The sequence below is a fragment of the Planosporangium flavigriseum genome, from assembly GCF_011947225.1.
In the GTDB taxonomy this organism is placed as follows: domain Bacteria; phylum Actinomycetota; class Actinomycetes; order Mycobacteriales; family Micromonosporaceae; genus Planosporangium; species Planosporangium flavigriseum.
In genome coordinates, this window is the sequence record NZ_JAATVW010000010.1 from 175440 (window position 1) to 195742 (window position 20303).

The window sequence follows — 20303 nt, forward strand, 5'->3', positions numbered from 1 at the left end:
ACCGGCGGATGATCCCGCCGTACCCGTTCTCCGCCGTTGTCGGCCTCGCCGACCTGCGGCTGGCGCTGTTGCTCACGGCGGTCTCGCCGGCGATCGGCGGCGTTCTCGTACGCGGCGAGAAGGGCACCGCCAAGTCCACCGTCGTCCGCGCCCTGGCCGGCCTCCTGCCCGAGGTGGACGTCGTCGAGGGCTGCCGGTTCGCCTGTGACCCGGCCGCGCCCGACGCCTCCTGCCCGGACGGCCCGCACGACACGGCCCCGGAGGGGCCTGACGGCTCGGTCGGCCCGACCCTGCGACGCCGTTCCAAGCTGGTCGAGCTGCCGGTCGGCGCCACCGAGGACCGCGTGATCGGCGCGCTCGACCTGCAGCGGGCGCTCGGTGACGGCGTCAAGGCGTACGAGCCGGGCCTGCTGGCCGCCGCCCACCGGGGCGTGCTGTACGTCGACGAGGTCAACCTGCTGCCCGACCACCTGGTCGACCTGCTGCTCGACGCCGCCGCGATGGGCCGCGCCCACGTCGAGCGGGACGGGGTGTCGGTGCAGCACGCGGCTCGCTTCCTGCTGGTCGGCACGATGAACCCGGAGGAGGGCGAGCCCCGCCCGCAGTTGGTCGACCGGTTCGGCCTGGTGGTCTCCGTCGCCGCGCCGGACGATCCGGGCCAGCGCGCCGAGGTGGTGCGCCGGCGGCTCGCGTACGAGGCGGACCCGGCCGGCTTCGCCGCCCGCTGGACGGCCGAGGATGCCGCGCTCGCCACGCGCATCGCCATCGCCCGCGCGCGGCTGGGCGACGTACGCCTGCCCGACACCGAACTGGACCGGATCGCCCGGATCTGCCTGTCCTACGGCGTCGACGGGCTGCGGGCCGACATCGTCGTCGCCCGGGCGGCCATCGCTCTCGCCGCGTGGGACGGCCGGGACGAGGTGACGCCCGCCGACGTTGCCGATGCCGCCCGGCTGGCGCTGCCGCACCGGCGCCGCCGCGACCCGCTCGACCCGCCCGGCACCGACGAGCAGCGCCTGGAAGAGGCGCTTGCGGAGAACCGGCCGGACCCCGACGATGACCCGCCGCCCGGGGGCGGCCCGGGTGGCGGCCCGGACAGCGGTCCCGATGGCGGCCCGGCCCCCGACAGCGGTCCTGCGCCCGAGAGCGGCCCGGCACCCGAGGCCGACGCCGCGCCGGAGAAGTCCGCGAACGACGGTTCCGCCAACGGCGCCCGGCAGCCTGCCCCGGTCGGCGCCGCGTACCGGCCGAAGGCGCTGCGCGTGCCCGGCCGGGGCGTCGGCGGTCCGGCGGGGCGTCGGTCGGCGGCGTACGCCCGCACCGGCCGCGTCGTCGGCGCCCGGCAACCGGCCGGCCGGCTGACCAGTGTGCACCTGCCCGCGACGATCAGAGCCGCCGCCGCGCGCGGCAGCCGGCGGGTGGGCCGACCCGACCTCCGCGAGGCGGTACACGTCGGCCGCGAGGCGAATCTCGTGCTCTTCGTCGTCGACGCGTCCGGCTCGATGGCCGCCCGGCAGCGAATGCGGACCGTCAAGACCGCCGTCCTGTCGCTGCTGCGCGACGCGTACCAGCGGCGGGACAAGATCGGCATGATCACGTTCCGGGGCGCGGGCGCGCAGGCGGTCCTGGAGCCGACCACGAGCCACGAGGTCGGCGTGGCGAAGCTGCAAGATCTGCGCACCGGTGGGCGTACCCCGCTAGCAGCGGGCCTGCAGGCGGCGGCGCGCACCCTTGCGGCCGAACGCCGCCGCGACCCGCACCGCCGCCCGCTGCTGGTGGTCGTCACCGACGGGCGTGCCACCGCGGGCGTCGACCCGCTGACGGTCGCCCCGGCCCTCGCGGGCACGGCGGCCGTGGTGGTCGACTGCGAGTCCGGCCCGGTACGCCTCGGGCTGGCGCGAAAGCTGGCCAGCGCCCTCGACGCCGACCACATCCCACTCGACGCGCTCGACGCGATCACTATCCGGAGGGCCGCCTGATGCCACAGGGAAAGCCGGAGCAGGTACCCGACGACGGCCTCACCACCCGCCAGCGGCGCCGCCAGCCCGTGCTCGCCGTGCACACCGGCGTCGGCAAGGGCAAGTCCACGGCCGCGTTCGGCATGGCGCTGCGCGCCTGGAACGCCGGCTGGCCGATCGCGGTCTTCCAGTTCGTCAAGTCCGAGAAGTGGCGGGTCGGCGAGGAGTCGGCGTTCAAGGCCCTGCACAACGCGCACCAGCAGACCGGCGCAGGCGCGCCGGTCACCTGGCACAAGATGGGCGAGGGGTGGTCGTGGATCCAGCGCGAGGGCAGCGAGCGCGACCACGCCGCCGAGGCCGCCGAGGGCTGGGCGCAGGTGAAGCGTGACCTCGCCGCCGAGCGGTACCGCTTCTACGTGCTCGACGAGTTCACGTACCCGCTGAAGTGGGGCTGGGTCGACGTGTCCGACGTGGTGGAGACGCTGCGGAAACGGCCCGGCAACCAGCACGTCGTGATCACCGGCCGGGACGCCGCGCCGGCGCTCGTCGAGGCCGCCGATCTCGTCACCGAGATGGGTAAGATCAAGCACCCGATGGACGCCGGGCGCAAGGGTCAGCAGGGCATCGAGTGGTAGACACCCCGAGGATCGTCATCGCCGCGCCCGCCTCCGGGCACGGCAAGACGACGATCGCCACCGGGCTGCTGGCGGCGTTCGCCGCCCGGGGCCTCACCGTCGCCGGATTCAAGGTCGGTCCGGACTACATCGACCCCGGCTACCACACGCTCGCCGCCGGCCGGCCCGGCCGCAACCTCGATCCCGTACTCGTCGGACGTGACCTCATCGCGCCGCTGTTCGCGCACGGCGTCGCCGGCGCCGACCTTGCGGTGATAGAGGGCGTGATGGGCCTGTACGACGGGCGCACCGGCGCCGGTGACCACGGCTCGACGGCCGAGGTCGCCGGGCTGCTGGACGCGCCGGTCGTACTCGTGGTCGACGCGGCGGCCCAGGGCCGTTCGGTCGCCGCGCTCGTGCACGGCTTCCGTAGCTTCGGCAACAAGGTCCGCATCGCCGGCGTCATCCTCAACCGGGTCGGCTCGCTGCGCCACGAGGACCTGCTGCGCGCAGCGCTCGAAGAGATCGGCACGCCGGTCCTCGGCGCGCTGCACCGCCACGACGCGGTGGCCGCGCCATCGCGCCACCTGGGGCTCGTGCCGGCCGTGGAGCGCCGCGCGGAAGCGCTGGACGCGGTGCGCGCCCTCGCGGATGTCGTCACGTCCTCGGTCAACCTCGATGCCGTGCTCGCCGTGGCGCGGTCGGCTGCGCCGCTGCCGACCACGCCGTGGTCACCCGAGGTCGAGCAGCCCGTCGAGCGTCGTCCGGTGGTCGCCGTGGCCGGTGGTCCGGCCTTCAGTTTCGGGTACGCGGAGACCGTCGAACTGCTGCGCGGCGCGGGCGCCGAGGTCGCCATGTTCGACCCGCTGCACGACTCGGCCCTTCCCGAGGGAACCCGGGGGCTCGTCGTCGGCGGCGGCTTCCCCGAGGTGTACGCGGCTGAGCTGTCCGCCAACGTGGCGCTGCGTTCGTCGGTCGCCGCCCTCGCGGCGTCGGGTGGACCCATCGCGGCCGAGTGCGCCGGCCTGCTCTGGCTGTGCCGCACCCTCGACGGCGCACCGATGTGCGGGGTGCTCGACGCCGACGCGGCCATGACGCCGCGCCTGACCCTGGGATATCGCGACGCGGTCGCGGTCTCGCCGAGTTGGCTCGCGCCGGTCGGCACCCGGGTGACCGGGCACGAGTTCCACCGCACCGCGGTGTCCCCGGGCAGCGAGACCCCGGCGTGGGCATGGCGCGACGCGCCGCCCGACGGGTTCGTCGCCGGCAACGTCCACGCGTCCTATCTGCACCTGCACTGGGCCGCGACCCCTGAGTTCGCTACTCGGCTGGTGAAAGCATGCGCCTGATTGGAGTCGGGGTCGGCCCCGGCGACCCTGAGCTTGTGACCCTCAAGGCGGTGCGCGTCCTCGCCACCGCCGGCCGGGTCTTCGTGCCCGTCCTCGACGCTGCTGATGTCGGGCGGGCCGAGACGACCGTCCGCGCACACGCCTCGCACGAGCGCATCGAGCGGCTCGTGTTCGCGCTCAACGAGCGCTCCGACACCGCGCGGCGGGAGCGGCACTGGGACGCGGCCGGGGAGCGGGTGGCCGAGTGGCTGCGCGCAACCGGAGGCACGGCGGCGTTCGCGACGATCGGCGACCCCAACGTGTACTCGACGTTCGCGTACCTGGCGCAGACCGTCCGGGACCTGGTGCCCGAGGTGGAGGTCGAGACGATCCCCGGGATCACCGCCATGCAGGCGATGGCCGCGGCGTCGGGTACGCCGCTGGTCGAGGGCACCGAGCCGTTGACGCTGCTGCCGCTGACCCGCGGCGTTGAGCCGTTGCGGGACGCGCTCGCCGGCGACGGCACCGTCGTCGTGTACAAGGGTGGCCGGCGGCTGCCGGAGATCGCGGAGATCGCGAAGGAGGCCGGCCGGGACGCCGTGTACGGCGAGCACCTGGGCCTGGCTGACGAGCGGGTCCGCCCGTTGTCTGATGTGGATGGTGTCGGCCCGTACCTGGCCACCGTCCTGCTGCCGGCGCGCCGGCACAGCCGAGGAGGAAAACTATGAGTGGCCGGGCAACCTTCGTCGGAGCCGGGCCGGGTGCCGCCGATCTGATTACGGTGCGGGGCGCCCGGGCGCTGGAGCGCGCCGACATCGTGGTGTGGGCCGCCAGCCTGGTCCACCCGGACGTGCTCGAGTACGCGCGTGACGGCGCTACGATCGTCGACTCCGCCGAGTTGACCCTTGAATCCACGGTGGACATCTACCGGCGAGCGGTCTCCGAGGACCTGCACGTCGTACGCCTGCACTCCGGCGACCCGGCGCTGTGGGGCGCGATGCAAGAGCAGCTCGACCAGTGCGCCTCCCTCGGCCTGGCCGTCGAGGTGATCCCCGGAGTCTCGTCGTTCTCGGCCGCCGCCGCCGCGGTACAGCGGGAGCTGACCGTCCCGGAGATCGCCCAGTCCGTCATCCTCACCCGCCTCGAAGGCGGTAAGACGCCGATGCCGGCGGGGGAGAGCGTCCGCGAGTTCGCCCGGCACGGCACGACCATGGCGCTGTTCCTGTCGGCCGCGCGGGCCAAGCAGCTTGCCGAGGAGCTCCAGGCCGGCGGTTACGACGCCGACACCCCGGTCGTGGTGGCCTACCGGGTCACGTGGCCCGAGGAGCTGATGCTGCGCTGCACCATCGGCACCCTGGCCGAGACCGTACGCGAGCACAAGCTGTGGAAGCACACGCTGTTCCTCGTCGGCCCGGCGCTCGACGCGCACGGTACCCGCAGTCACCTGTACCACCCGGGGCACTTCCACGGGTTCCGGCGGGCCGAGCGCGAGGCCCGGGCCGCCCTGCGGGGACGCAGTGGATGAGATCCCCTCGCTCCGCGAGCCCGACCTGCCGCGCACCGCGAAGGTGCGCCCGAAGGCGCTGCGTACCGGCTGGACGACCGGTACCTGCGCCTCGGCCGCGGCGAAGGCGGCGGCTCAGTTACTGCTGGACGGCGAGCCGCCGGCGTGGGTGGAGGTCGCGCTGCCCAGTGGTCGCCGGGTGACGTTCGCGGTGGAGTTCGCTTCGCGGGATGATCACGGTGCCAGCGCCGTTGTGGTTAAGGATGCCGGAGACGACCCCGACGTGACGCACGGCGCCCACCTGACGGCGACGGTGTCCTGGTCCACGACCGACGGCGTCGAACTCGACGGTGGCGAAGGCGTCGGCGTCGTCACCAAGCCGGGCCTCGGCCTGGACGTCGGCGGGCCGGCCATCAACCCGGTACCCCGCGCCATGATCACCCAGGCCGTACGCGAGGTGGTCGGCGAGCGTGGCGTACGCGTGGTGATCAGCGTGCCCGGCGGCGAGAAGATGGCGCGCAAGACGACCAACCGCCGGCTCGGCGTACTCGGTGGCATCTCCATCCTCGGCACGACCGGGATCGTGCGGCCGTTCTCCACCGCCTCGTGGCGGGCCAGCGTCGAGCAGGCGGTCCAGGTCGCCGCCGCGCAGGGCGAGGACACGATCGTGCTCTGCACCGGCGGCCGTACCGAGAAGGGCGCGATGGCGCTGCTGCCGGACCTGGCCGAGGTGTGCTTCATCGAGGTCGGCGACTTCACCGGGGCGGCGCTGCGCCGGGCCGTCGAGCGGGGGATCAGCCGGGTGGTCTTCGTCGGCATGGCCGGCAAGCTCACCAAGCTCGCGGCGGGCGTACTGATGACGCACTACACCCGCTCCGCGGTCGACACCGGGCTGCTGGGGCGGCTGACGGCCGCCGCCGGCGGCTCCGACGACCTGATCGCCGAGGTCGCGGCCGCGAACACCGCCCGGCACGCGTACGAACTGTGGGACTCCGCCGGCCTGCTGCGCGCCGCCGGGGAGCTGCTGTGCCAGCGGGTACGCGACGTGCTCGTCGCCTTCGTCGACGGCGCCATCAGCGCGGACGTGGCGATGGTCGACTTCACCGGGCGTACCGTGGTCGCCGCGACCGATCCCGGGTGGGTTTCATGAGCGCGATTACCGTGATCGGCTGCGACGGCGGTCCGTTGCCGCCCGGCGCTGACGCGCTCCTCGCCGGAGCGACCCTCGTCGTGGGCGCGGCGCGCCACCTCGACGCGGTGAAGACCGACGTTGAGCGGATTGTTCTGGGCAATGTCGCCGAGGCGGTGACCCGACTGTCCAGCCACGACGGTCATGCCGTCGTCCTCGCCAGCGGAGACCCCGGGTTCTTCGGGATCGTCGCGACCCTGCGCCGCGCCGGCCTGCGACCCGCCGTGGTGCCGGCGCCGTCGTCGGTGGCCCATGCGTTCGCCCGGATCGGCCTGCCCTGGGACGACGCCCTCGTCGTCTCCGCGCACGGTCGTGACCTGCGCCGCGCGGTGAACGCCTGCCGGGCGCACCGCAAGGTGGCGGTGCTGACCGCGCCCGGCGCGGGCCCGCGCGAACTGGCGGAAGCGCTGACCGGCATTCCGCGCCGGATCGTGGTGGTCTCCCGCCTCGGCATGCCCGACGAGCGGATCACCGGACCGGACGGCGACTGGGCCGACCCGAACGTGGTTCTGGTTCTCGGCGACGACAGTGAGCCTTCGCCGCGCTGGGTCGCCGGCACTCAGCCCGGCCCCGCCGGGTGGGCGCTGCCCGAAGCGGCCTTCGCCCACCGCGACTCCATGATCACAAAAGCGGAGGTACGGGCACTGGCGCTCGCCCGCCTCGGTCCCCGCCTCGGCGATCTCGTCTGGGACATCGGCGCCGGCAGTGGATCGGTGGCAGTCGAGTGCGCCCGGCTCGGCGCCGCCGTCATCGCGGTCGAGCGGGACGCGGATGGCTGCGAGCGGGTGCGGCGCAACGCGGCCGCGTTCAACGTGGACGTCACCGTGGTCGGCGGCAACGCCCCGGACGCGCTGGCCGGGCTGCCCGACCCGGATGCGGTGTTCGTCGGCGGGGGAGGGGCGTCGGTGCTCGTGGCGTGCCTGGACCGGAGCCCGGACCGGGTGGTGGCCGCGTACGCGGCGGTGGAGCGCGTCGGCCCGGCGCTCGAGGTGCTGACGGTGGCGGGGTACCGCACCGGCGGTACCCAACTACAGGCGAATCGACTGGCCCCGCTACCCGGCGGGGTGCACCGACTGGAGGCGACGAACCCGGTGTACGTGGTGTGGGGAGAGCGGTCATGATCGCACTGGTGACCGCGACGGCGGCCGGCCGCGCGCTGGCATCGCGCCTCGCGGCTGCGTGGCCGGAAGAGACGACCATCTACGACGGACCCGTCGCCGACCAGATCCGGGACTCGTGGCCCCGCTCGCGGGCCCTGGTCTGCTTCCTCGCCACCGGCGCCACCGTCCGCCTCGTCGCGCCGCTGCTGCGCGACAAGCACTCCGATCCGGCCGTCGTGTGCGTCGACGAGTCGGGCCGGTTCGCCGTCGCGCTGCTGGGCGGGCACGGTGGCGGCGCCAACGACCTCGCCGCGCGCGTGTCCGCCGTGCTCGGCGCGCAGCCGGTCGTCACCACGGCCACGGACGCGAGCGGCGTGACGCCGCTCGACACGTACGGCGCCGACCTCGGCTTCCGGCTCGCCGACCCGGCGCCGGTCGCCCGGGTGACCGCCGCCGTGCTCGGCGGCACCCCGCTGCGCATCGAGTCCGACCAGACGTGGCCGCTGCCGGCGCTCGCGGCTGGCGGCTCGACCGACCAGCCGAGATCGCTCGTGATCTCCGACCGGGTGGATGCCGACGGCGACCTCGTCTACCGGCCGCCGTCGCTCGTCGTCGGGGTCGGTGCGAGCCGCAACGCGCCCGCCGACGAGATCGACGAGCTGATCGCGAAGGCTCTCGCCGAGGCCGGCGTCGTCGCCGAGTCGGTCCGGGCCCTCGCCACCGTCGACCTCAAGGCCGATGAGCCGGGCATCGTCGAGGTGGCGCGGCGGCGGGGATGGCCGCTGCTCACGTACCCGGCGGAGACGCTCAGGACGGTCGACGTGCCGAACCCGTCGGAGGTCGTCAACGCCGCCGTCGGCACGCCCAGCGTCGCCGAGGCCGCCGCGCTGACAGCGGCCCGGGAAGCGGGACGAAGCGCCGACCTCATCGCGCCGAAGCGCGCCAGCGCCATGGCGACCGTGGCCGTCGCCCGGCTGACCCCGCGCGGGCGCCTGGCGATCGTCGGGCTCGGGCCGGGCGCCGAGGACCTGCGTACGCCGCGCGCGACGGCAGCACTGCGCCGCGCCGGCATCGTGGTCGGCCTGGACCAGTACGTCGACCAGGTGCGCCACCTCCTCACCCCGGGCACCAGGATCGAGGCGAGCGGCCTCGGTGCGGAGGAGGAGCGGGCGCGGACCGCCGTCGAACTGGCCACCGCCGGCCACGCCGTCGCGCTGATCGGCTCCGGCGACGCCGGCGTGTACGCGATGGCCTCCCCGGCCCTGCAACTGGCCGGGAACGACGTCGACGTCGAGGCCGTACCCGGGATCACCGCCGCTCTCGCCGCGTCCGCGCTGCTCGGGGCGCCACTGGGCCACGACCACGCGTACCTCTCCCTGTCGGACCTGCACACGCCGTGGCCGGTCATCACCGAGCGGCTGCGCGCCGCTGCCGCCGCCGACCTGGTGGTATGCCTGTACAACCCGCGTAGCCGGAAGCGGCAGGCGCAGTTCGACGAGGCCCTCGCGATCCTGCGCGAGCACCGGCCCGACGCCACGCCGGTCGGGCTCGTCCGGCAGGCCAGCCGCGCCGATCAGCGGGTCACCGTCACCACGCTCGCCGACCTCGCCGCCGATCCGTCTGTTGTGGACATGTTCACCGTGGTTCTGGTCGGGTCCACCCGCACCGAGGTCATCGGCGGGAGAATGGTGACCCCTCGGGAGTACCGATGGCTACCGTGACCATCACAGCCTGCCAGGGCTGTGGAGCCTGCCTGCTCACCTGCCCCACCCATGCGATCCGCCCCGACGGGGGGCGCCTGTACGTCCGTGATGACCTCTGCACGCTCTGCGGGGAGTGCGTCGAGGTCTGCCCGGTGGATGCGATCGACATCCTTGAGGAGGAAGCGTGACTGTTCGCGAAGCGCAGGTGCCGACGACCGGGGCGTGGACCAGAGCCGAACGGGTGCGACTGTCCGGCATCGTCGCGACCGTCGTGCTCCTCAACATCGCCGGCTGGTCGCTGTACCTGTACTACAGCAGCAGCCTCGCCGCGGCGAGCGCCTTCGCCGGCGCCGGAACTCTCGCGTACGTGCTCGGCATCCGGCACGCGTTCGACGCCGACCACATCGCCGCCATCGACGACACGACCCGGCTCATGCTGCTGCGCGGGCGCCGCCCCGTCGGCGTCGGCTTCTTCTTCGCGATGGGCCACTCCGCCGTCGTCGTCGTCCTGGCGCTGGTCGTCGCGTTCGCCGCACGCACTCTGAACGTCGAGCCGTTCGAGCAGACCGGGGCCATCATCGCGACCGTGGTCGCGATCGGCTTCCTGCTGCTGGTCGGCGTGCTCAACGCGACGGTCCTGGCGAGCATGGGGAAGCTGTGGCGGGGCTTGAGTCGCGGCGAGGTCGACCAGGCCGCCATCGACCGGGAACTGGTCAACCGGGGCCTGATGAACCGGATGCTCGGGGGTCGGATACGAGGCCTCATCCGTTCCAGCTGGCACATGTTCCCGGTCGGGCTGCTGTTCGGCCTCGGTCTGGAGACCGCCAGCGAGGTGACCCTGCTGTCGCTGCAGGCGTCGGCGGCATCGCAGGGCACGCTGCCGGCCCTCGCGATCCTCACGCTTCCCCTGCTGTTCGCCGCCGGGATGTCCGCGATGGACACCGCCGACTCGCTGCTCATGACGCGGGCGTACTCGTGGGCGTACCGTCACCCGGCCCGCCGGCTGTACTACAACCTGGCGACGACCAGCATGACGGTGCTCGTCGCGCTGTTCGTCGCGTCGGTGTACCTCGCCGGACTGGTCCACGAGCTCGCCGGAGTCGGCGGCCTGATCGAGACGTACGGGAAGCTGGCGGACCACTTCGAACTCCTCGGCTACCTCATCGTCGGCGCCTTCGTGCTCGCCTGGGGCGGTGCGGCCGCCGTGTGGAAGTTGGGCCGCTTCGACGAGAGGTACACGTCGTGACTCGGGTGGTGCACCCCATCGAGGCGGAGTCGTACCGGATTCTGCGTTCTACTGTGGACACGTCAGCGCTGCCGCCCCGGACCCGTGACGTGACCGAAAGGATCATCCACACCACGGCCGATCCGGGCTGGCTGGACGATCTCGTCGCGTCCGAAGCGGCCCTGGAGGCGGGAGCCACCGCGTTGGGCGCGGGCGCTCCGCTCGTCGTCGACGTCGCCATGGTGGCCGCCGGCATCACCAGGTACCCGTCGGTCTGCCTGGTGAGCAGCCCGGCGGCGCGCGACCTGGCCGCGGAGACCGGTCTGACCCGCTCGGCGGCGGCCATCCGGCTGGCCGCAGCAGCGGCGCCCGACGGCGCCGTCTGGGCCGTCGGCAACGCGCCGACGGCGCTCTTCGAACTGATCCGCCTCGCCGAGGCCGGCGAGGTACGCCCGGCGCTCGTCGTCGGGCTGCCCGTCGGCTACGTCGGAGCGGCCGACTCCAAGGCCGCGCTGCGCGCCGCCGGCCTGCCCCAACTGTCCAACGTCAGCGCGCGGGGCGGCTCGGCCGTCGCCGCCGCGGCGGTCAACGCCCTGCTGTACGGAGACCCACTCGCATGACCACCCCACTGCTGATAGCCGGGCACGGTACCGCCGACGAGGCCGGCGCCGAGCAGTTCCGCCAGTTCGTCAAGCGGGTCGACGGCCTGTTGGCCGCGCCTGTCGCCGGGGGCTTCATCGAACTGTCCGACCCGCCGATCCCGTCGGCCGTTGACGCGCTGATTTCCGGCGGTGCGCGGCGGGTCGCCGCTGTGCCGCTCATGCTGGTCGCCGCCGGGCACGCCAAGGGCGACATCCCGGCCTCCCTGGCCCGCGAACGGCAGCGCCACAATGGGCTGTCCTTCGTGTACGGTCGACCGCTCGGCCCGCACCCCACGATCCTCGCCCTGCTGCGCGAACGGCTCGCGGAGATCTCGCCGGATCCGGAGACCATGGTGCTCCTGGTCGGTCGGGGATCCAGCGACCCGGACGCCAACGCGGAGGTAGCCCGGGCCGCCCGACTGCTGGCCGAGACCACGCCGGTCGCCGGCGTCGAGTACGCGTTCATCTCGCTCGCCGAGCCCGGAGTGCCGGCCGGCCTGGAGCGCTGCCGGCTGCTCGGGGCCAAGCGGATCGCGGTGCTGCCGTACTTCCTGTTCACCGGGGTTCTGCCGCGCCGGGTCGTCGCTCAGTCGGAGGCCTGGTCTGCGCAGACGGCCGTCCGCGTCGACTGCGCCGAGGTGATCGGCGACTGTGACGGACTGGCGTCGCTGGTCATCGAGCGGTACGAGGAGGCGCTGCGCGGCGAGGCACGGGCCAACTGCGACACGTGCCTGTACCGGATCGCTCTGCCGGGTCACGAGCACCGGGTCGGCGCGCCGCAGAAGCCGCACGATCATCCGCACGACCATGCTCATCCACATCACCACCACTGAGGCTTGCTGGGGAAATAGTCGCCACGCGGGCAGCACGTCCGACACCTCAGGCCGGTCGTACGGGGTTTAGTCGTACGGGGTTTATCAGGACGGCTGCGGGCATGTGCTGGCCCGTACCGGCGACCGGGCCACGCCGGCTGTATCCGAGAGGAGCGCCGCGATGCCGACTCCCGAGTACGGCGCCCGCGCCCGGTTGGCAGCCGTCCGGGCTGCCATGACCCCCCGGAACTCCATGGTCGGGGCCGCCTTCGTCGCCGCTGTGTTGGTTGTCGGCACCCTGATGGTGCAGAGTCTGCGGGGGCACCGCGACCCGCCCGGCACGTCCACGGGGACCAGCGCGAGCGCGAGCCCGCCCGCCATCCCGACGTCCGAGCCGCTCCTTCCGCCCCCACCGTCGGGGATCCCGACCACCGATCCGGTGCCGTCCGATGCACCGTCGCCGAACGGCGCGCCGACCACTCCGGACCAGGGGGCGCCGACGCAGCCGGAGTCGCAGTCGGAGTCGCATACGGAGTCGCCGACGGATTCACCGACGGGGTCGGACTCGCCCTCGCCGTCGCCGGCGGACTCCTCGGAAGCGCCGGCTACCTAGACTCCGTCGGGGTAGGCGCCGAGCGCGCGCCGGCGGTCCTCGCGGGCTGGGCTCCCGGAGAGGCCCGGGCTGGGCTCCCGGAGAGGCCGCGGCGCGGTCAGCCGGTGGGGCGCCGGTAGAACGGCTCCGTGTGGGCGAGCATCCACGCGGTGACCGGGTCCGTCGCGTCGTCGAGGAAGACCGTATCGACGGCGAGCGGCGGCGGCGCTGCTGCTACCGCCGCGTTGGCCGCGGCGAGGGCGGCCTCTCGCCAGTCGCCGACGCTCTGGTCGGCCTCGACGCCGATGAGAAGAAATGGTGGCTCGTCGCCGGTCTGGGCCAGCGCCCTCCGCGCGACGATAACCGCCGGGACGGCCTCGAACGCGGTGGCCAGTGCGGCCAGCAGTGCTTGCGGCTCCTCGGCGGGATCCCCGAGCCGGATCTGCTGGCCTGCGGGGATCGTCCGGCGGCCACCTCGTAGGTACCGAACGCCCTCGGGCCGGATCGGCAGGCCAGCCTCGGCGCCAGGGTTGACGGCCAGGCCAAGCATCTCAGCCAGGATCCCGGCCAGCTCGCGGCCACTGATCACCATGTGGGCCTGCTGGCCCGCACCCCGGGCGTACTGCTCGGCAGAGGTGTACACGACGACGTACGGCTGTTCGTCGATGACCATGACGGGCAGCCGCGCTTGCGCGCCCTCGGCCACACCGTCGGGGAGCGGAACCCACAACTGGCTGTCGGCCAACGCCTGCAACAGTTGGTCCACCGAACCCGCCCCGGCCCGCAGGCTGGCGAGAGCCGATTCCAACCTGTTCGCGGGGAACGCCATCATCTCTCCGTACTCAGTGCCGCGGTCAATTCACTGACCAGCGTGGAAAGTTCCTCGTTCGCATCGAACCGCGCTGCCGGATCGTCGCGGTAAATGTGGAAGTCGGAGAAGTTGCGGGGTCCTTCGTACAGGGAATCCAGCATCTCCGCTGCATCCCGCAGCAGGTCCCGGGCCGGCCGGCCGATGTCACCGAGAACCGTCTCGATGTCCCGGAGCCTCCGGTACCAGACCGCACCTTCGCGACCTTCACCTCCGACGAGGGTGGCGAGCGCCGCAGCAAGCCGGCGAGCGTTCTCAACCCGCGATTTGAGGGCGTCTGACATCACGGGAGCGGCTCCGATCCCACCGGCTCGACGTCCTTGTTCTTCCACGGCTCGGGGATGAAGACCTGATGGCCGCCGCCGACATACATGCCGCCCTGGTTGGCCACGGGGCCAGGATAGACCGTGGTGCCGGCGGGAATCTTCACGGCGTAGACCGTATCAACAGGAGAGGTGCCGCCCCATTCGCCAGTCTTGGGGTTGATCCACTGGGGGCGTACCGCCGTGTCGATCCGAACTTCGGCGACCGATCGGGGAGGTTCGATGCTGAACCACTGACCCAAGGGGGAACCCTGACTGTCGCCGCCACGGTAGAAGACCCGATCCTCAGGCAGCGAAACCGCGTCGTAGCGGCCGCCGGCGAAGTTAGCCGCCGGAGTTCCCCGAATTTCGGCCAGCGGGCCGGGATCTTCGACCATGTTGTACTGATAGGTCTCGCGACTGTGCGGGGCCAGCGGGTCGCGGAATCCTTCCGCCCCACCGCCTCGCTTGAACGGGTTCGAGCGGGCCAACGTGTCGAGCAGGTGCTTGAGTTCGGTCAGGATCTCGCCGAGCCGGTGCAGCAGGGGCTGCAGTCGCCGCAGGCTGTTCAGGAGCGCTCTGACGAAACGCTGAATCTTGTTGGCCCACTGGCTGACCAGGGCGCTGACCTGCCCGATGACCACCGGAGTGGCAAGGCCGAGGGTCAACCCCTCCGCAGCCAGCCACTGCGGCAACCGCGCCGCGAGCGTGCCGACGACCTGCGCGATGAGGTCACGAACGATGCCCCGGACCATGGCGACGAGCAGGCCGGCGCCCTGCACCGCGTACGAGATGCCGTGGGCGGCCGTCGAGATGCCGTCCATGACCGACAGATGCATCCCGCTGTGCGCGCGGTAGGCGTCACCGGATTCGCCCACCCAGTACGCGGTCTCGCTGTTGATTCCATCCGCGTACTGCTGCCGCGCCTCGCGCGTGAACCGCGCAACGTTCTCCCAGGTCGCAGCGTGGGCGGAGATTTCATCCGGATTTCCGGCGAGCCAGTCGAGGGCTTCCTTGAGTGGTCTGACGTGCTCCATCAGCCACGAAACGCCCCACGCGACGAGCGAACCCAGCGGGTCGACAACCATTGCGAGGGTATCGAGGCTTCCGCCAACCGCGCCGAGCGTGCCGTCGACCCAGCTGTCGTTCTGGATGCCTTCCGCGATCTGCGCCGCGTCCTCGACCAACCCCAGACCGGTGTACCAGGTCGTCGAGGTGTGCGCCGGTGCGACGAGCGGGTTGCTCACAGGGGCAGTTCTATTCGGGGACCGGCGGCGTTCATTCGCTGCGCGCTGCTCACATCGGTGTACTCGGTGTTCGTCGCCGCGGTTCGCAGCCTGGTGGCGGTCTCCTGTAGCGAGTCGACGGTTCGGTACAGGGTGTCGACGGCCAGGCCGAATACGGGGTTCAGCAGCGCGGGGAGGAACTGGCACAACTGGCCGTAGGCGTGTGCGTCCATGGTGACCGCATGCACCGCCGAACGCGCTGTTTCCACCGCGTCGGACACCCGGTCCACCGTGCCCGCGTGCTGTTGCACGACGGCGACTGGGAACTGGACCAGTCCACCCTCAGTGCCCATCACGGACCCCACTCTCTGTCTGCGTATCGCGGCCGGCGGTCCGGTGTGCCGGCGCCTCAGAACCTAGAGCCATGGATCGAAACACGGCAAGATCCATCCTCGGCCGACGCCGGGAACGCCCGTCGAAATGTCGTACCTTCGCGATGGACCGGGGTAGACCTACGCGATGAGCTCCGCGACGGCGGCTGTGAACACCTCGGTGTGGCGGTCCACGTCCGCGGCGGTCGTCGCCGGCGACATCAGCGCCATGTTGTGGAAAGGGGTGAGCAGTACGCCGCGGTTGGCCAGGTACAGGTGCAGGTAGTCCTCCAACTCGGCGTCGGCAGCCTGTGCGGAGGAGGTGCCGTCGCGCGGTGCCGGGCGCGCGAAGCGGTACTCCGCCCGGGCGCCGAGTTGGCTGATAGACCAGGGCAGGTCGTGGGCCTCGATCACCTTGGTCACCGCTGCGGTGAACGTGGTGGCGAGCGCCGTCATCTGCGCGAACGCGGAGTCGGTCAGCACGTGCTCGAGCGTGGCCCGCGCGGCGGCGATCGACAGTGCGTTGCCGGCGAGGGTCCCGCCGACCCCGCCCATGTCGACCAGGTCCAGGTCGTCGCGGCGCAGAATGGCGTCGGCCAACTCGCTGGACAGGCCGTACGCGCCGATGGGCACGCCGCCGCCGATCGCCTTGCCGATCGTGACGATGTCCGGCGCCAGGGCCCAGGCGCGGGTACAGCCGCCCGGCCCGGCGGAGAACGTGTGTGTCTCGTCGTTGATGAGCAGAACCCCGTGCTGGCGGGTCAACGCCCGTACCGCATTGAGGTAGCCCGGCTCGGGCAGCACGATGCCGATGTTGGTCAGCGCAGGTTCCATGAGCACCGCGGCGACGTCGCCGTGGGCGAGCTGTCGCGCGAGCCCTTCAACGTCGTTGAACTCCGCCACCCGGCTCGTCAGTGTCACATCGCACGGCGCGCCGACGTTGCCTGGCCGGCTGACGCCGTCGCCGTCCTCGCCCACCACGATGAGTGATTCGTCGACGCTGCCGTGGTAGCAGTAGCTGTTGACCAGGATCTTCGAGCGGCCGGTGACGGCGCGCGCCAACCGGATCGCCCAGCGGTTGGCGTCCGTCGCGGTCAGCGAAAAGCTCCATCTCGGCAGCCCGAACCGGCGGGTCAGTTCGGCGCCCACCCACTCGGCGTCCTCGGTCGGCATCATCGCCGTCGCGCCACCGAGCGTGGCCAGCCGGCGCGTGACCGCCTCGGTGACCGGAGCCGGGCTGTGTCCCGCCATGGCGCCCGTGTCACCCAGGCACAGGTCGACATAGTGGTGACCGTCGAGGTCGGTCACGTGGCTACCGCGCGCGGATTGCAGGTACAGCGGGAAGCCGGCGGCCTGCTTGTTCATCCAGGTCATCGGTACGCGGCCGAACAGGTGCTCGGCCCGCGCGTACGCCGCCGCCGACCGCGGGTTGCGCTGCGCGTAGCTGTTCCGCTCGCGCTGCAGTAATGCGGCAAGTCGGCTGCGGTCCATCAGCCCTCCAGAAGGCGACACAAAAATGATCTCTACTGGGTTCGCTGGAAGGGTAGCGGTGGAATCGGTATTCAGCGATATCCGCGTTAGCAGTTAACAAACCTTGACATTAGAAGGGGCATCAGCTTACATCGGTGCTCATCTCGGCGGCCAGCCTGGTCGCGTCCCGGTCGGGCTTCGAGGAGCTGTTGATGCGCGGATACCAAGGAGCGCTGACCATCGGTACTGTCGCGTACCGTTGTCGGCGCCCGACCGGGTGGCGACCGGCCTACCGCCTCGTCCAGTGCGGCCGGCAGAGGGCGCGTCGGCCCCCCGGTAGTCACCAGCGCCCTCGACTGCCTGGCGCGAGCGATCAACTGCGGCAGGTTCAGGTCGAGTACGCTCTGGCCGGGCATCCGCTGCCGTAGAAGCCTTCCTCCCCAACAGAATGCCGGTGGGGTGCGCGTCCGGCCAGGCGCACCCCACCGGCTCTGCCAAGATCATTACACGCGGCGGTACTTGGCGCCGGTCATGCCAATGAGATGTGCATTCGGGCAACAACTGAAACCCGTTCACGGCCCGAATCCACTTACGTCGATCAGTCGACGCTTTCGGTGACCTCGCCGTAAGGCCCGTTCCACCAGCGGACCCACACCCGGGAGGTCTTGCGGTTGCCGAAGAACGACACCATCACCGAATCCTGGCCGTACCGGGTCACGTTGACCGTGTAGCCGGGCTTCGGGCTGCTCGACGCGACCTGCACCACGTCCTTCGCCGTGAAGAAGCCCACGTCGCCGCCGATCGTGCGGAACGTGCGCCGGAAGCCGGCGCCGTCGGCCTGCCAGGTGCCGGCGGAACTGGCCGCCGGGTTGGTTACTGCCGGATTGGACGCCGCCGGGTCGGGCGTCCCTGGGGCGGAGGCCGCCGGACCGGACGACGGCCCCGTCCCCGGTGATCGAGCACCGGTCGAGGAAGACGTCGAGGAGGAGGGGCTAGCCGACGAGCTGGGCTGGGTCAGCGGAGCGACCCGGCGAAGTTGGGCGGCCGCCAGGGGGGCGGGACGTGTCGGTGCGGCGGCGACCAGCACTGACCGGATCCCGAGCCATGCAGCACTGACGGTAATCATCGCTGCTACGGACCATGCGAGCAGGTAGGCGAGCCGTCGGTGCACGCGACCCATCTTGCACCACCAGATACGGTGCTCACCATGGCCACGGTCCTACTGGTCGAGGACGACCACATCATCCGCGCCGCCCTGATGCGTTCCCTTACTGACCGTGGTCACACGGTGCACGCGGTGGGGACAGCCCTGGACGCTCTGCGAAGAGTGGCGGCGGACACACCCGACCTGATCGTGCTCGACCTGGGCCTCCCGGACCTCGACGGCGCGGACGCCCTGCGCATGCTGCGCGGCATCGCCGACGTACCGATCATCATCGCGACCGCTCGGGACGATGAAGCGGAGATCGTCCGGCTCCTCAAGGCCGGCGCGGACGACTACATGGTCAAGCCGTTCACCAGCGCCCACCTGGACGCCCGGCTGACCTCGGTGCTGCGGCGGGCCGGGCGGGCCAGTCGCGAGGAACCAGCCGTTATCGATGCCGGGGCCCTCCGGGTCGATCTCGGCCAGCGCCAGGCGTACCTTGACGACCAGCCGTTGACGTTGACCCGCAAGGAGTTTGACCTGTTGGCATACCTGGCTGCCCGGCCGGGTCGGGTCGTATCACGGCGAGAGCTGCTGGAGGAAGTATGGCGGCAACCGTCGGTGGGCGAGGACCAGACGATCGACGTCCACTTGTACTGGCTACGCCGCAAGTTGGGCGAGAGCGCGGCGAAACCGAAGTACCTACACACCGTGCGGGGGGTCGGCTTCAAGTTCATGGCACCGGACTGAGGCGAGCGCTGGCGTATCTCTGCATGGCCGTGACGGCCATGGTGGCGCTCGCGTTCCTCATCCCGCTCGGTCTGGTCGTCGCGCAATTAGCGCGGGAGCGGGCGCTCGCGGACGCGGAGCGGCAGACCGCGATCGTGGTGGCGGTCCTGATGACCACCACCGATCCGACCGCGGTCGACCGCGCGATCGCGGCGGCCGGCGGTCCGGCCGCAGGCCGCGTGGCGGTGCACGGGCTGGGCGGCGGCAGCGTGGGGCAACGGCACGCCCGTGCCGAAGAGATCGCCATGGCTGCGGGCCAGCTCAAGACCGTCGTCACGGACGTACCCGGCGGCCTGTCGTACCTGGAGCCGGTTGATATCGGGCAGAACCGCAACGCCGTGGTCGAGGTGTTCATCCCGAGCGGCGAGCTGACCCGGGGGGTGCACGTCGCCTGGTACGCGCTGACCGCTGTCGCGCTCGGCCTGGTCGTCGCGTCGGTGTGGGTCGGTGACCGGCTCGCCGCGAAGGTGGTCGGATCGGCGCGCGGGCTCGCCGACGCGGCCAGCGCGCTGGGCAACGGCCAGCTCGACGTACGCGTGGAGCCCAGCGGGCCACGGGAGCTCGCCGAGGCAGGGCTGGCGTTCAACGTCATGGCTGAACGGGTCAAGGCGCTGCTGGCCGACGAGCGGGAACTGGTGGCGGATCTGTCGCACCGGCTGCGTACCCCGTTGACCGCGCTGCGTCTGGACGCTGAGACCCTCGACGACCACCACGCCGCGGAGCGCATCCGGCACGCCATCGGCAACCTGGAGCTGGAGGTCGACGAGATCATCCGGGCCGCCCGCAAGCCGCGCCTTGCCGCGGCCGCCGCCGCTGCCGCCGCCGAGCCGGGCGAGCACAGCCGGTGTGACGCCAGCGACGTCGTTCGCGAGCGGATGAAGTTCTGGTCGGCCGTCGCGGGGGACCAGGGGCGGCGCTGCGAGGCGATCGGCGTCGACGCCCCAGCCCCGGTGCCGGTGGCGCGCGCCGAGCTGGCCGCCGCGCTGGACGCGCTGCTGGGCAACGTCTTCCGGTATACGCCGCAGGGCGTGCCGCTGGAGGTCACGGTGTCCCGGCGGGACGGGTACGTGGCGATCACGGTCGAGGACGGCGGCCCCGGCATCGCGGACCCGGACCGGGCGCTGCGGCGGGGCGAGACCAACCACGGCTCCACCGGGCTCGGCCTCGACATCGTCAAGAGGGTCGCGTACACGGCGAACGGGACCGTCAACATCGCCCGCGGGCGATTGGGTGGCGCCAGCATCGTCGTTCTCCTGGCCGACGCGGAGTGGACGCCGCCGGCGTCGAGCAGGTTCGGCTTCGTCGGGCGGCTGTCGCGGGATCCGGCGGAGCGGCGACGGCGGCGGGACGAGAAAGGCCCCGCCGGCTTCCGGACCGACCGACTGCGGCGTTGATCGGCCTGGGGTGTTGATCGGCCTGGGGCGTTGATCGGGTGCGTGTAGATCTGCGGAATTGACCGCCCAGGTT

General features: G+C 72.1%; 20 protein-coding genes and 1 pseudogene. 15 read left to right on the forward strand and 6 right to left on the reverse strand.

Annotation, left to right across the window (positions count from 1 at the left end):
* Positions 1–8: 8 nt before the first annotated feature.
* The 13 genes and pseudogenes from HC028_RS16055 (at position 9) to HC028_RS16115 (ending at position 12687) form a co-directional block, all read left to right on the forward strand.
* Positions 9–1979, forward strand: coding sequence for a VWA domain-containing protein (locus HC028_RS16055; protein WP_168078112.1), 1971 nt, complete (start codon positions 9–11; stop codon positions 1977–1979).
* Positions 1979–2593 carry a cob(I)yrinic acid a,c-diamide adenosyltransferase gene (gene cobO / locus HC028_RS16060; protein ID WP_168078114.1) on the forward strand — a complete coding sequence of 205 codons (615 nt, stop codon included), beginning with the start codon at positions 1979–1981 and terminating at the stop codon, positions 2591–2593. Before HC028_RS16055 ends, cobO begins: the two co-directional genes overlap by 1 nt.
* Complete coding sequence (locus tag HC028_RS16065) at positions 2587–3921, forward strand: cobyrinic acid a,c-diamide synthase CobB (protein WP_168078116.1); 1335 nt, start codon at positions 2587–2589, stop codon at positions 3919–3921. Before cobO ends, HC028_RS16065 begins: the two co-directional genes overlap by 7 nt.
* Positions 3912–4628 carry a precorrin-2 C(20)-methyltransferase gene (cobI, locus tag HC028_RS16070; protein ID WP_168078118.1) on the forward strand — a complete coding sequence of 239 codons (717 nt, stop codon included), beginning with the start codon at positions 3912–3914 and terminating at the stop codon, positions 4626–4628. The genes HC028_RS16065 and cobI overlap by 10 nt, the downstream gene beginning before the upstream one ends.
* Positions 4625–5425: a precorrin-4 C(11)-methyltransferase gene (cobM, locus tag HC028_RS16075; protein WP_168078120.1), complete on the forward strand. Its 801-nt coding sequence runs from the start codon at positions 4625–4627 to the stop codon at positions 5423–5425. Before cobI ends, cobM begins: the two co-directional genes overlap by 4 nt.
* Positions 5418–6554 carry a cobalt-precorrin-5B (C(1))-methyltransferase gene (locus HC028_RS16080; RefSeq protein ID WP_168078122.1) on the forward strand — a complete coding sequence of 379 codons (1137 nt, stop codon included), beginning with the start codon at positions 5418–5420 and terminating at the stop codon, positions 6552–6554. Before cobM ends, HC028_RS16080 begins: the two co-directional genes overlap by 8 nt.
* Complete coding sequence (gene cbiE / locus HC028_RS16085; RefSeq protein ID WP_168078124.1) at positions 6551–7714, forward strand: precorrin-6y C5,15-methyltransferase (decarboxylating) subunit CbiE; 1164 nt, start codon at positions 6551–6553, stop codon at positions 7712–7714. The genes HC028_RS16080 and cbiE overlap by 4 nt, the downstream gene beginning before the upstream one ends.
* On the forward strand, positions 7711–9414 hold the full coding sequence (gene cobJ, locus HC028_RS16090; protein WP_168078128.1) for a precorrin-3B C(17)-methyltransferase: 1704 nt from the start codon (positions 7711–7713) through the stop codon (positions 9412–9414). Before cbiE ends, cobJ begins: the two co-directional genes overlap by 4 nt.
* Positions 9402–9560 (forward strand): annotated as a pseudogene (locus HC028_RS16095) (4Fe-4S binding protein); the annotation flags it as partial. The gene cobJ and the pseudogene HC028_RS16095, both read left to right, overlap by 13 nt.
* Positions 9561–9580: 20 nt before the next feature.
* Positions 9581–10642 (forward strand): HoxN/HupN/NixA family nickel/cobalt transporter, encoded by a 1062-nt coding sequence (locus HC028_RS16100; protein ID WP_203981372.1) that lies wholly within the window; start codon positions 9581–9583, stop codon positions 10640–10642.
* Positions 10639–11241, forward strand: a complete 603-nt coding sequence (locus tag HC028_RS16105) for a precorrin-8X methylmutase (protein ID WP_168078130.1) — start codon at positions 10639–10641, stop codon at positions 11239–11241. Before HC028_RS16100 ends, HC028_RS16105 begins: the two co-directional genes overlap by 4 nt.
* A complete protein-coding gene (locus HC028_RS16110; RefSeq protein ID WP_168078131.1) occupies positions 11238–12095 on the forward strand; it encodes a sirohydrochlorin chelatase in 858 nt (285 codons plus the stop codon). The genes HC028_RS16105 and HC028_RS16110 overlap by 4 nt, the downstream gene beginning before the upstream one ends.
* A gap of 160 nt (positions 12096–12255) precedes the next feature.
* A complete protein-coding gene (locus tag HC028_RS16115; RefSeq protein ID WP_168078132.1) occupies positions 12256–12687 on the forward strand; it encodes a hypothetical protein in 432 nt (143 codons plus the stop codon).
* Between the two features lie 97 nt (positions 12688–12784).
* Here HC028_RS16115 and HC028_RS16120 read toward each other — a convergent pair whose 3' ends face one another.
* The 6 genes from HC028_RS16120 to HC028_RS16145 form a co-directional block, all read right to left on the reverse strand.
* A complete protein-coding gene (locus HC028_RS16120; RefSeq protein WP_168078133.1) occupies positions 12785–13495 on the reverse strand; it encodes an enhanced serine sensitivity protein SseB C-terminal domain-containing protein in 711 nt (236 codons plus the stop codon).
* The gene (locus HC028_RS16125; RefSeq protein WP_168078134.1) at positions 13495–13821 is read right to left on the reverse strand and encodes a hypothetical protein; all 327 of its coding nucleotides are present in this window, start codon (positions 13819–13821) and stop codon (positions 13495–13497) included. Before HC028_RS16125 ends, HC028_RS16120 begins: the two co-directional genes overlap by 1 nt.
* Positions 13818–15023, reverse strand: coding sequence for a WXG100 family type VII secretion target (locus tag HC028_RS27095; RefSeq protein WP_203981370.1), 1206 nt, complete (start codon positions 15021–15023; stop codon positions 13818–13820). The genes HC028_RS16125 and HC028_RS27095 overlap by 4 nt, the downstream gene beginning before the upstream one ends.
* Positions 15024–15079: 56 nt before the next feature.
* Complete coding sequence (locus HC028_RS16135) at positions 15080–15415, reverse strand: type VII secretion target (protein WP_239075532.1); 336 nt, start codon at positions 15413–15415, stop codon at positions 15080–15082.
* A gap of 159 nt (positions 15416–15574) precedes the next feature.
* Complete coding sequence (locus tag HC028_RS16140; RefSeq protein WP_168078136.1) at positions 15575–16924, reverse strand: transaminase; 1350 nt, start codon at positions 16922–16924, stop codon at positions 15575–15577.
* Between the two features lie 577 nt (positions 16925–17501).
* A complete protein-coding gene (locus HC028_RS16145) occupies positions 17502–18083 on the reverse strand; it encodes a hypothetical protein (protein WP_168078137.1) in 582 nt (193 codons plus the stop codon).
* A 27-nt stretch (positions 18084–18110) separates the two neighbouring features.
* Here HC028_RS16145 and HC028_RS16150 point away from each other — a divergent pair, with 27 nt between their 5' ends.
* Together HC028_RS16150 and HC028_RS16155 are read left to right on the forward strand one after the other, a co-directional pair.
* Entirely contained in the window at positions 18111–18797 is a 687-nt protein-coding gene (locus HC028_RS16150; RefSeq protein WP_168078138.1) for a response regulator transcription factor, read from the forward strand.
* Positions 18798–18820: 23 nt separating this feature from the next.
* Entirely contained in the window at positions 18821–20230 is a 1410-nt protein-coding gene (locus HC028_RS16155; RefSeq protein WP_168078139.1) for a sensor histidine kinase, read from the forward strand.
* The last annotated feature ends 73 nt before the right edge of the window (positions 20231–20303 follow it).

What these genes read in the sequence shown, in the direction of transcription:
- HC028_RS16055 (WP_168078112.1), top strand. Translation starts at nt 9, where the DNA reads ATGATCCCGCCGTACCCGTTCTCCGCCGTTGTCGGCCTCGCCGACCTG.
- cobO (WP_168078114.1), top strand. Translation starts at nt 1,979, where the DNA reads ATGCCACAGGGAAAGCCGGAGCAGGTACCCGACGACGGCCTCACCACC.
- cobI (WP_168078118.1), top strand. Translation starts at nt 3,912, where the DNA reads ATGCGCCTGATTGGAGTCGGGGTCGGCCCCGGCGACCCTGAGCTTGTG.
- cobM (WP_168078120.1), top strand. Translation starts at nt 4,625, where the DNA reads ATGAGTGGCCGGGCAACCTTCGTCGGAGCCGGGCCGGGTGCCGCCGAT.
- cbiE (WP_168078124.1), top strand. Translation starts at nt 6,551, where the DNA reads ATGAGCGCGATTACCGTGATCGGCTGCGACGGCGGTCCGTTGCCGCCC.
- cobJ (WP_168078128.1), top strand. Translation starts at nt 7,711, where the DNA reads ATGATCGCACTGGTGACCGCGACGGCGGCCGGCCGCGCGCTGGCATCG.
- HC028_RS16110 (WP_168078131.1), top strand. Translation starts at nt 11,238, where the DNA reads ATGACCACCCCACTGCTGATAGCCGGGCACGGTACCGCCGACGAGGCC.
- HC028_RS16115 (WP_168078132.1), top strand. Translation starts at nt 12,256, where the DNA reads ATGCCGACTCCCGAGTACGGCGCCCGCGCCCGGTTGGCAGCCGTCCGG.
- HC028_RS16120 (WP_168078133.1), bottom strand. Translation starts at nt 13,495, where the DNA reads ATGGCGTTCCCCGCGAACAGGTTGGAATCGGCTCTCGCCAGCCTGCGG.
- HC028_RS16135 (WP_239075532.1), bottom strand. Translation starts at nt 15,415, where the DNA reads ATGGGCACTGAGGGTGGACTGGTCCAGTTCCCAGTCGCCGTCGTGCAA.
- HC028_RS16140 (WP_168078136.1), bottom strand. Translation starts at nt 16,924, where the DNA reads ATGGACCGCAGCCGACTTGCCGCATTACTGCAGCGCGAGCGGAACAGC.
- HC028_RS16145 (WP_168078137.1), bottom strand. Translation starts at nt 18,083, where the DNA reads ATGGGTCGCGTGCACCGACGGCTCGCCTACCTGCTCGCATGGTCCGTA.
- HC028_RS16150 (WP_168078138.1), top strand. Translation starts at nt 18,111, where the DNA reads ATGGCCACGGTCCTACTGGTCGAGGACGACCACATCATCCGCGCCGCC.
- HC028_RS16155 (WP_168078139.1), top strand. Translation starts at nt 18,821, where the DNA reads ATGGCCGTGACGGCCATGGTGGCGCTCGCGTTCCTCATCCCGCTCGGT.